Origin of the sequence: Psychrobacter sp. AOP31-B2-9 (assembly GCF_052378005.1) — a bacterium.
Taxonomy (GTDB): Bacteria; Pseudomonadota; Gammaproteobacteria; order Pseudomonadales; family Moraxellaceae; genus Psychrobacter.
This window is the reverse complement of record NZ_JBQSXG010000115.1, coordinates 1-10,010: the sequence shown is the minus strand read 5'-3', so window position 1 is coordinate 10,010 and position 10,010 is coordinate 1. Positions and strand designations below refer to the sequence as shown.

Genomic DNA, 10,010 nt, shown 5'->3' with positions numbered 1-10,010 from the left:
ATTTGAGCAAATATTTCGTTGATATTTTCTTCCAAGATGTGTGTAGAGCGTCCATCAAACTCAATCATAGTAGCTTTCAAATTATCACCTACATAGTTTTCTATATTTTCTTCATTAACATGAGGTAGAGTTTCAGCTATATATGTAGCATGTAGGTCATTCTTTTTATTCATCCATTCAGTGAATTTTTCTAATAATTTTGTACTGATGTATAATTGGCTCTTGATAGTATATGCATACATCTGGAGTAATAGACTATAGCATTCAATGCCTTTGCTGCTATCGTAGTATTGCTCATTTAGAAAATCTTTGTTGTTTCTAAGAGAGATAACAATAGAGTTATGATTGATGTATAAAGATTTTAAGCGTGTAAGCTCATCATAAACTTCTATCTTCTTCTTAAATATTTCTTGATAAGTATCTAGGGTAACCTGATGGAAATGCTCATCTTTAGTGAGTGATTTTTCATGTTCTTGTTCAAGACGTTTTAGTCGCTCATCAATAGCTGATTGTTCATTTCGTCCGATTCTTTCTAGGTAAATCTTACCAAGATAGATTATTAATCCACCTAAAACAGCATTGCCACCCCAATTTATAATCAACTCTTGCCAAAAGCTACTCATCACTAATACCAGTATTTAAAAAACTTAGTATAAAACAAAAACCCCTCAAGCATCATACTTGAGGGGTTTTTGTATTTCTATAAACACTGATTTGTAGCAAGTAGGACAACTTACTCAGCAAATATTGCTGCGATATCATCTTTATTAAACTTATAGATTTCACCGCAAAAACCGCAATCCATTTCAAACGTGCCGCCTTGCTCTTCCACGATATCTAATGCCTCTGCTTCACCGATTTGTTCAATGGCTGTCTCACATTTCTCGCGTGAGCAAGTGCAACCAAATGACAATGGAGCAGGTTCAGGGGCAACGATATTTTCTTCGTGATACAGACGATATAGAATCTCGTTAGCATCAAGCGTCGTCAGCTCTTCGGCCTTGACTGTGCGTGTCAATACAGATAAGCGTATCCATAAATCATCGTCAATACCCGCATCTTCGTTTTGCTCAACCTCATAAGTTTCTGCGGCAGTACGAGGTAGCATCTGCACCAATATACCACCTGCTTGTAGACCGTCCGATGCCAGATTAATCAATGTTGGAATCTGAGCTGATTGCTTTTGATAATGGGCTAAGCAGTCTGCCAGATTGTCATGGCTGCGCTCAACGATACCTTGATAAGGCTCACCACCATCAGGCTGAATATTGATAAATAAGACGCCCTGTCCGGGTGCGCCTAGCTCTGCAAACGCTTCTTTGGCGTGGAGCATATTGTTCCATGCTTGTACCTGCTCATCAGTTTCAGATTTCCAGCTGGCAAGCGCTCTGATGACACCGTTTTGATCGCATTCTGCCATCGCCCAGTTAAGCAAGCTGTCGCTGTCCGATGACTGTAGCTGAATGGACAAACGCCCATTTATTTTGACCGTACTGATTAGCAAACTCGCTGCCGTCAGCATTTCACCCAATAAGCGTTTGATGGCTTCAGGGTAGGGCTTTTGGGCAATTGTACTTGCATAGCTGCGTGAGAGACGCACTACGTCACCACGCACGGGAGAATCTTCGATAAAGAAGCGTTGGCGCACATCATTATCGCTGTGGTTGCTAGCGGTTTGGCTGTCCGTATTTGGGGCTTGAGTGTCTTGTGTCATAAGTCATTTGTAGTATTGGGAAGTTGTTAACTTTATGGGGATTCATCGTGATTTATCAATCAGCTCTTTTATTCTGTATGTATGTCTATTTTTTTAATAATCCTCTAAAGTCTTTTGCTCGAACAAGGCAGTGATGAGTGTTTGCCTTTGATTATAAGAAAGTAAAGATATGACAAAATAATGACTTTATTAAAAATAAATTACCTTCTAGCATAAATTTGTTGTACAGTAACTTTAAGTTTCATTTTGATAAATACCAGCAACAATCGTATGGATGCGGGATAGTAAGGTCAGCCAACTGCCAGACCTATGTCGTCCAAGCGCTCATTTAACTTTGTGATAAAAGGATGTTTTTCATGACTTACTTCTTTTCTAAACCGTTGACTTTAGCTGCATTGGTAGCATTGGCTTTGACAGGTTGTAATAATAGCAGCGAAACCAGCACCGATGCGCCAGCAGATGATAGTGCCACGTCAGAGAGCATGAATGGTACGCTACAAAAAATCAAAGACTCTGGAACCATCGTTGTTGGTCACCGTGATTCCTCTATCCCATTCTCTTATATCGCTGACGATCCTAATCAGCCTATCGGTTATGCACACGATTTGGAAATGAAAGTCGTTGATGCTGTCAAAGAAAAGCTAGATATGCCAGATCTACAAATTCGTTATAACTTGATTACCTCACAAACACGTATTCCATTGGTACAAAACGGCACAGTCGATTTTGAGTGTGGCTCAACGACCAATAACGAAGAGCGCCAAAAACAAGTCGCGTTTTCTAATGGTTTCTTTGAAATTGGTACGCGCCTATTAACCAAAAAAGATTCTGGTATCCAAGAGTTTGAAGATCTAAAAGGCAAAACGCTAGTCACTACAGCAGGAACGACCTCAGAGCGTTATATTCGTCAGTACAATGACGAAAATAGTATGGATATCAATATCATATCTGCCAAAGATCATGGTGAAGCTTTCTTGATGTTAGAGCAAGGCCGTGCCGATGCCTTTATGATGGATGATGTACTGCTCGCTGGTGAAAAAGCCAAAGCGAAAAATCCTGATGAATGGGTCATCGTTGGTCAGCCTCAGTCGTTTGAAATCTACGGCTGTATGATGCGTAATGACGATCCAGAGTTCAAAGCAGTGGTTGATGAAGCATTGGCCAACGTCTTTAGTTCGGGCGAGATTAACAGTATTTATGACAAGTGGTTCTTGAACCCAATCCCACCAAAAAACGTCAATCTAAATTTTGAGATGTCTGACAACCTAAAAGCATTGATTGCCAATCCGCATGACAGCGCACAGCCAAAAGAAGTAGAGGCACAGTAGTTATCGTCCTTCAACCTAGCTTGCTTACGTGTTCAGATGGAAATTTATTGTCCATTTGGCACGTAAGATTTTCAATTGCTATTCGGAGAGACAAATCATGAATTATAGCTGGAACTGGGGTGTGCTCTTTGAGCATACGGGCATTGGTAGCGAGCTTTATATCCATTGGATGATTACTGGTCTCGGCTGGCTGTTATTAATTGGTAGTATTGCGTGGGCTATTGCTATGGTAGTGGGTACCATCTTTGGCATCATGCGCACCTTACCCAATAAACCCGCTCGTGCTATTGGTACGGCTTATGTCACGTTTTTTCGTAATATTCCATTGCTTGTACAATTATTCTTTTGGTTTTATATTGCCCCAGGCTGGCTCACACCTGCAATACAAGACTGGTGGTATAAGGATTTATCTCCCAATACCTCAGCCATGCTATCAGCGAGTATTGGTCTTGGCTTATTTACTGCGGCTCGTATCGTTGAGCAAGTACGTACTGGTATTGAGTCATTACCTGATGGGCAGGTCAATGCAGCCTACGCACTCGGCTTTAGTATTCCTCAAGTTTATAAAGAAGTTCTGTTACCGCAGGCTTTTAGAATTATATTACCACCGCTCAGCTCTGAGCTTACCAATTGCTTCAAAAACGCTTCGGTTGCTTCTTTAGTAGGTGTCATGGAGCTGATTAGTCAAACCAAAACTATCAGTGAATATACTCAAAACAGCATCGAGATCTATACTTACGCAACGATTATTTATTTGGTCTTCAACTTATCCTTGATTGCTATTATGGGTTTGATTGAGCGTAAACTACGCGTGCCTGGTTTGATTGCAGGAGGTCAAAAATGAATATGATGACCGAATTAGCCACAGCTTATCCTGGTTTGATGAGTGGTATGATCACCACCTTAAAAGTATTGTTTTTAGCGATACTTGGTGGTATCAGTCTGGGTACCGTATTGGCATTGATGCGTTTGTCTGGTATCAAGGTGTTAGAGATACCCGCAAAGCTATACGTCAATTATTTCCGCTCAGTGCCGTTGCTGTTGGTATTGCTATGGTTCTACTTTGCGGTACCGATGATTTATTTTTGGGTGGCAGGTAAGTATTTACAGTTAGATGCTGCGTTTGCGTCTTGTGTGGTTGCCTTTATGATGTTTGAGGCGGCTTACTTTTCAGAAGTGGTACGTGCTGGTATTCAATCCATTGGTAGCGGACAGGTCAATGCTGCTAAAGCACTAGGCATGACTTATGGGCAGACCATGCGCTTGGTGATTTTGCCGCAAGCGTTTCGCAAGATGCTGCCGCTTATTTTGCAGCAATGTATTATCTTGTTCCAAGATACTACCTTGGTATTTGCGATTGGTTTGACGGATTTTTTCCGTGCTGCTTACGTGCGAGGAGAGTTGATGGGTTTACTCACACCTTATATATTAGGTGCTGGCGCTGTCTATTTTGTGATTAGTGTCAGTGCTTCTATTGGTGTACAACAAATTCAAAAGCGTTTACGGTTCTAATAGATTTTTGCCCCAGATTTTTTAGTTTTAAGGTGCCGCTTTAGTATTTGTTTTACCTTTTTAAATATTGATTATCAAGAATAATGTGGTTAGGAGCCAGTAATGAGCAATGCTGATACGTACGTAAATGCCTTTGGTGGACTGGTTACCAATAGTGGTCATGCTAGTGACGAGATGGTGGTTGAAATTGCTAATGTCAGTAAGTGGTATGGTGACTTTCAAGTATTGACTGACTGTACGGCGCACGTGCATAAAGGGGATGTCGTCGTCGTTTGTGGACCATCGGGCAGCGGTAAATCGACCTTAATCAAAACGGTCAATGGGCTTGAGCCTTTTCAAAAAGGTGACATCATGGTCAATGGTATCTCTGTCGGTGACCCAAAGACCAATCTGCCCAAACTGCGCAGCCGCGTAGGTATGGTGTTTCAGCATTTTGAGTTGTTTCCGCATTTGACGATTATCGATAATTTGACAGTCGCGCAAATCAAAGTATTGGGACGTAAAGAATCTGAAGCCAAGCAAAAAGCCATGGCCTATCTAGACCGTGTGGGTCTAACCGCGCAAGCGGCCAAGTATCCGGCAGAACTGTCTGGTGGTCAGCAGCAGCGGGTAGCGATTGCACGTGCGCTAGCGATGGATCCTGTGGCGATGCTATTTGATGAGCCAACCTCGGCGCTTGATCCTGAGATGATTCAGGAGGTGCTCGATGTGATGGTTGAGTTGACTCGTGATGGTATGACGATGATGTGTGTGACGCATGAAATGGGTTTTGCCAGTCAGGTAGCCAATCGTATTATCTTTATGGATGAAGGTCATATCGTAGAAAACTGTAGCAAAGATGAATTTTTTGAAGGAGCAAAGAGTGATCGTGCTCAGCAGTTCTTATCAAAGATTCTCAATCACTAACACTATATTTAGCTTCTTCATACTTTCAAGCGTCTATTAATAGGCGCTTTTTTTGTGGCGATAGATTGATATATTTAACTACCATATCGATATGGTTGACTGTATAAGTGAATAGCTGTTTACTGATACAATAACGGTCAATATTCTAACAATTAAAATAATCTATTATCTATATCGGAGCTAATATGAGTGTAGAACAATCAAATAATGGTATCGTGATTATTGGTGCAGGTTTGGCGGGCTGGCATGTGATCGATGCCATTCGGGCAAAAGACAAAGATATTCCGATTACGTTGGTGACCGCTGATAGTGGTGATCGTTACCACAAGCCAATGTTGACCATGGCGATTAGCCAAAAGAAAAGTGCAGCAGACTTGGTTAGAGCAACTGGCATTGATGCCGCAGAAGCGGCAAATGTTAAGCTGCTTGCCAATACGCAAGTAACGGATGTTGATGCTGCCACCCAGCAGTTGCAGCTTGTCTCTGCACTGCGCTCAGATCCTGTTTATACCAATTACGCCACGATCGGCTATGACAAGCTGGTGCTCGCTATGGGTGCGCATCCTATTTTTCCCAAAAGCTTGCCAGAAGATTTGGTATGGCATGTCAATCATATTGAGCGCTTTGGACAGCTACAAGAAAAGCTAGCCACTGGCAGTCAGCACGTTGCTATCGTCGGTGCGGGCATGGTTGGGACGGAGATTGCAGAGGACTTACTAAAAGCTGGTCATCAAGTGACGCTCATTGATTTAAACGATGCGCCACTATCACAAATGCTACCGCCAAAAGCGACGGCTCGTATCGCTCAAGCGGTGAAGTCACAAGGCATTAACTTTTTAGGCGGTTATCAGGTATCTGCTATTACTCGTATCAGTGATGGCACCAGTGAAGATAGCGATGGACAGTTACAGGTCAGTTATGAGGCACTGCCATCAGCGGCAGAAAACAGTGCTGCTGAGCCAATCGAGCCACTTATTGTCGATCATGTGATTGCCAGTACAGGTCTGACCGTTGATGATCAATTGCCTGCTGCTGCTGGTGTGGAGTTCGACCGTCGTACGGGTATCGTAGTCGATGCGTCAACATTGCGTACCAATACATCCAATATTTATGCCATTGGTGATTGTATGTCTATCGATGGCGTACCTTGCCGTTATGTAGCACCGTTGCGTGCGCAGGCTGCTACTATTGCTGATGATGTGTTGGGCCTAGACCATGATGGCTATGCTCATAAGCCACCAATGATTCGCCTAAAAAATAAAGCAATCTCTGTCATGGTGACAGGCGTACCAAAAGCGACTGGCAACTGGCAGGTTAAGACAGAGAGTGATGAAGAGTTGGTGATGGAGTTGGTAGGTGACAATGATACGATGACTGCCGCGGTCACTATCAAGTTTCCTGTTAAATAAAACACTGATAGCGTGGCATAATAAGTTAGTAATAATCGAATTATGTTTACCATGAAAATCAAAAATGTGCTACGTTATGTCTCTCATAGCGTGGCACTTTTTAATGACTGATGAATAACTGAAATAAAAGACTTATATCATGATCCGTAAACTACATACCAAGCTAGACTTTAAGACCATTTCTTCCTTACTAACCAACATAAAATCTATCGGTGCTAATAGCCTGTTAGTCACTATGTTTGGATTGTTTACGATGATAGCAAGCACAACGCCTGCACAGGCAGAGCTAGTTGATTTGTCTAGTCCTGAACCCGTTATTAAGTTTGCTAGTCAAGATGCTAGCTGGTTGAGACCGCCAAATTTTGATCGAGCTGTTAGTTCTATAGATAAATTCATTAATTGTGCGTATTATTTCGATGGGGACGATTTAAAGCCTTGTGGAAACAGGCTTTTCAAAATGGTTTTTTCCTTGCGCGTTGATACGCAAGGTAGTATCAGAAATGTAAAAGTGATTGAGAGTAGTGGTATAACAAATATAGATAGACGGGTGGCTAGAGAGCTTAAATCAGCTCGTTTCAAGCCTTTTTTAAGAGAAGGAAAGGCTGTAGAAGGTAGGGTTGATATACCAATTACATTTAGAGCACCGTAACTCTCGTATTTGAACATAACAAAAAGTAGGTCGATTAAGACGTCCTGCTTTTCAGTTTTTATTCTATAACAGCTGACAGCATAAGATGCAGACAATTGATTATCATGAAAATATTGTGTGAGATTATTTATATTATGACTCGTAAACTATATACTAAGCCAGACGTTAATACCGTTTCTTCTTTACTAACCAACATAAAATCTATCGGTGCTAATAGCCTATTAGTCACTATGTTTGCATTGTTTACGATGATAGCAAGTACGATGCCTGCACAGGCAGAGTTGATTGATTTGTCTGAATCAGAGCCAGTTACTCAAGTTCCTACTAATAATGTATCTTGGGTGAAAATGCCTAGATTTAGAATCGAACCTCATTGTATAAATACTATGAGTAATGGCACCAAACTCAATATTTTGTTAGATGTATCGGTTGATAAGCAAGGCAAAATTACTGATGTAAAAATCAAAAAAAGCAGCGGTAGTTCATGCTTGGATAGAAGTGCTATCCAACAGGTAAAATATGGTCAAATGAAGCCATTTATGACTAAAGGGAAAGCCGTAAGAGCAAGGTTTAGCTTACCTATTAGATATGTAGTACCGTAGGTAGTAACAGAGAATTTATGTGTTTTTAAACCAAAAAAGCAGTACGCCTCAGACGTACTGCTTTTTTTCTAACTTATGAAAGCTCATAACACCTGCTACTGGCTATTTACTATGATCAAAATATCGTGCCAGACCATTTAACAACAAGTCATCACGCAGGCGAACAGGGCGATTGACATGCTGGGCGATAATGGCTGCATCACCACCCGTCATTATCAATTCAAAGTTAGGGTGACGATGGCTAATCTCATTGATGGCACCGACAATTGACAAGAGTATACCGCGATGTACCGCATCCTGTGTGGTCATACCTTGACTGACACTATCAAAAGTACCGTTAGAGATGGTGATTTGCTTGGTACCAGAAAACAACGATTCACGTTGTAGGTAGATGCTAGGAAATATATAACCACCTAAGTGCTCAGCATGATCGATCAAATCAATCGTCACCGCTGTACCGCAGCCAATCACACACTGGCGTTTTTTCTTATCCACCGCGCCCAGCATCTGTAGCCAACGATCACAGCCTAGCTGTTCATCATTATAGGCGCTCTTCATGAGCGGATGTGCTGCATCAACGTTGACAAATTTAAACGGAATATTTAGACGGCTTAAAGTCTCCGCTACCTTAACATTTAGCTCGTCACCTAGTACCGATGAGATACCAATAAAATCAGGGGCAAAACGCTCAAAGCGATCTGTCAGACCCATCAGTAATTCGGCGGGTGCTTGCAGATGTTGTTTTGCATCATGTGTGACTATCTGACCGATATCATCGGTGAGCCAGTATTTTAGGCGGGTATTTCCAAGATCAAGCCAGAGCATAAAATTCCCTTTAGTACTCGTTGATTAAACGATTAAGCCGTTTGAATAACGTCAATGCGTCCAGTAAAAAGAGCAGAAATCTTACCGCTATCTTGGCGCAATTGCAAACATCCATGTGTATCGATACCACAAGCGTAGCCTGTAAGTATATTTGTTTGACCGTTATGCTCTTGGGTTACCCGTAATCGCAGCTCGCGCAATGCATCCATCGAGTCAAACTGCTTTAAAAACCTATCCAGATAATAACTATGGCCCGTTGATTTTTCTATACTTAGGTACTCAAAGCACGTCATGGCGCTCATTAGTGCCTGACTCATTTGCTGATAGAGTTCACGTAAGTCTGTTATATAGTCGGTTTGTATTTTTGGCTGTAGCGTCTCAGCAATATCTTGTAAGCTAATCGCTTGATAACTCATGCCTTCAGCGGTTTGTGCTGTGAGCTTTGGTGTCGCTCGTACATTGAGTCCCACACCTATGACCACCCCAACCAGCTTGCCTGCTTGCGATACAGGTTCGATCAGAATGCCTGCGAGTTTATGAAATGGCAGCGTCTGGTTGTCTAATGTCGTATTATGCACATTCGTGTTACCTAAAGTAGACTGGCCTTGAGGTCGATGTTTGCTCTGGTAAAAGCCCAGATCATTTGCCCATTTTACGCCGATAGGTGTGAGTCCTTGTACTAGCAACTGCTCATTTAGTATTTGGATAACGGGCATTTGTGCCAGTTCAACACCGATGATTAATGACAGCAGTCCGCTAACGGGCAAGTGCACAGGATGGTAGAGAGACAGGTAAGCATTGCCAGGTGGTGACTGCCATGAGCGTCCGTGTTGCCCACGACCAGCGCTTTGGGTCTCAGCCGTTAATAAGTGCATCTCGGTCGCATCTAATGTACCGTCTTGTATGGCGTCTATCAGCTCACTATTGGTAGAGGCGCTACTCACGATATGACGATGATTTAGCATAGGCGAATGATTAAGTCGTAGTGACTTTGATGAAGCGTTAAATGGCTGGTTAGATATCGGCATAAGTTTATTCTATTTAGGTTAGCTAAGATAATCTTTG

At 42.1% G+C, this 10,010-nt stretch carries 11 protein-coding genes; 7 read left to right on the top strand and 4 right to left on the bottom strand.

Annotated features, from left to right (window positions below; translation table 11 throughout):
• The coding region (locus tag ACT3SX_RS11650; RefSeq protein WP_444526167.1) for a hypothetical protein at positions 1-623 on the bottom strand (623 nt) is incomplete at its 3' end.
• 110 nt (positions 624-733) lie between these two features.
• Positions 734-1,714, bottom strand: a complete 981-nt coding sequence (hslO, locus tag ACT3SX_RS11645; protein WP_192992424.1) for an Hsp33 family molecular chaperone HslO — start codon at positions 1,712-1,714, stop codon at positions 734-736.
• Between the two features lie 356 nt (positions 1,715-2,070).
• Here hslO and ACT3SX_RS11640 point away from each other — a divergent pair, with 356 nt between their 5' ends.
• The 7 genes from ACT3SX_RS11640 (at position 2,071) to ACT3SX_RS11610 (ending at position 8,120) form a co-directional block, all read left to right on the top strand.
• Complete coding sequence (locus tag ACT3SX_RS11640; RefSeq protein ID WP_192520332.1) at positions 2,071-3,042, top strand: glutamate/aspartate ABC transporter substrate-binding protein; 972 nt, start codon at positions 2,071-2,073, stop codon at positions 3,040-3,042.
• A gap of 97 nt (positions 3,043-3,139) precedes the next feature.
• On the top strand, positions 3,140-3,886 hold the full coding sequence (locus ACT3SX_RS11635) for an amino acid ABC transporter permease (protein ID WP_192520333.1): 747 nt from the start codon (positions 3,140-3,142) through the stop codon (positions 3,884-3,886).
• The gene (locus ACT3SX_RS11630) at positions 3,883-4,554 is read left to right on the top strand and encodes an ABC transporter permease subunit (RefSeq protein WP_192520334.1); all 672 of its coding nucleotides are present in this window, start codon (positions 3,883-3,885) and stop codon (positions 4,552-4,554) included. Before ACT3SX_RS11635 ends, ACT3SX_RS11630 begins: the two co-directional genes overlap by 4 nt.
• Before the next feature lie 174 nt (positions 4,555-4,728).
• The gene (locus tag ACT3SX_RS11625) at positions 4,729-5,460 is read left to right on the top strand and encodes an amino acid ABC transporter ATP-binding protein (RefSeq protein WP_225739285.1); all 732 of its coding nucleotides are present in this window, start codon (positions 4,729-4,731) and stop codon (positions 5,458-5,460) included.
• A 185-nt stretch (positions 5,461-5,645) separates the two neighbouring features.
• Positions 5,646-6,869, top strand: coding sequence for an FAD-dependent oxidoreductase (locus ACT3SX_RS11620; RefSeq protein ID WP_192520335.1), 1,224 nt, complete (start codon positions 5,646-5,648; stop codon positions 6,867-6,869).
• Between the two features lie 139 nt (positions 6,870-7,008).
• Positions 7,009-7,518, top strand: coding sequence for an energy transducer TonB (locus ACT3SX_RS11615; RefSeq protein ID WP_192520336.1), 510 nt, complete (start codon positions 7,009-7,011; stop codon positions 7,516-7,518).
• 134 nt (positions 7,519-7,652) lie between these two features.
• On the top strand, positions 7,653-8,120 hold the full coding sequence (locus ACT3SX_RS11610) for an energy transducer TonB (RefSeq protein WP_192992423.1): 468 nt from the start codon (positions 7,653-7,655) through the stop codon (positions 8,118-8,120).
• Between the two features lie 102 nt (positions 8,121-8,222).
• Here the strand turns inward: ACT3SX_RS11610 and ACT3SX_RS11605 are convergent, their stop codons facing one another.
• Together ACT3SX_RS11605 and ACT3SX_RS11600 are read right to left on the bottom strand one after the other, a co-directional pair.
• A complete protein-coding gene (locus ACT3SX_RS11605; RefSeq protein WP_192520338.1) occupies positions 8,223-8,945 on the bottom strand; it encodes a pantothenate kinase in 723 nt (240 codons plus the stop codon).
• 32 nt (positions 8,946-8,977) lie between these two features.
• Positions 8,978-9,973 (bottom strand): biotin--[acetyl-CoA-carboxylase] ligase, encoded by a 996-nt coding sequence (locus ACT3SX_RS11600; RefSeq protein ID WP_192520339.1) that lies wholly within the window; start codon positions 9,971-9,973, stop codon positions 8,978-8,980.
• Positions 9,974-10,010: the final 37 nt, after the last annotated feature.